This window comes from Paracoccus salipaludis, from assembly GCF_002287065.1.
GTDB classification, from domain to species: domain Bacteria; phylum Pseudomonadota; class Alphaproteobacteria; order Rhodobacterales; family Rhodobacteraceae; genus Paracoccus; species Paracoccus salipaludis.
In genome coordinates, this window is the sequence record NZ_NSJZ01000185.1 from 1 (window position 1) to 502 (window position 502).

1 protein-coding gene is annotated in these 502 nt (G+C 56.4%); it reads right to left on the minus strand.

Annotated features, from left to right (window positions below; genetic code table 11):
- Positions 1-412 (minus strand): MerR family transcriptional regulator (locus tag CK240_RS19110; RefSeq protein WP_205957950.1); only part of this gene is annotated, 412 nt, incomplete at its 3' end.
- Positions 413-502: the final 90 nt, after the last annotated feature.

Consider the following 502-nt stretch of genomic DNA (forward strand, 5'->3'; position numbering starts at 1 on the left):
ACTTCCACCAGGGACGCTTCGTCCTATAAGCATTATCGCTAATGAGCGCGGTAATACGCTGCTCGGCTCGATCCAGTCGCACTCGCAAGTCAGCCACAGTTCCGGCTAACTGTTCGCGCTCGCGCTCTGCGATGGCTCGTTCCCGCTCCCGCTCGTCTATCAATAGAGAAAGCTGCAGGCGCAGGATTGCTGCTTCATCTGTCTCACTGTTGCGTGGTGCACCATGGTGTGCGTCATGCTCTGCGTCGGACGGGGCCACGAAGGGATAAGCACGTGCGAGCTCAGCAGGATCTATGGCAAACATCCCCTCAGCGTTGCGGGAGGCAGAAAGACGACCTGCCTTGATAGCACGTGTAAGAGTTGACTTGCTCTTGCCTGTCAGTTCAGCCGCCTGTCGCAAGCTTAGCATCACCGTTTTACTGCCTTGTTGCGTGGTGCACCATCTTCTCCACTATGAAGCGCATCAGGATGCGTCACGTCAAAAGCCATCCGGCGTAGAATG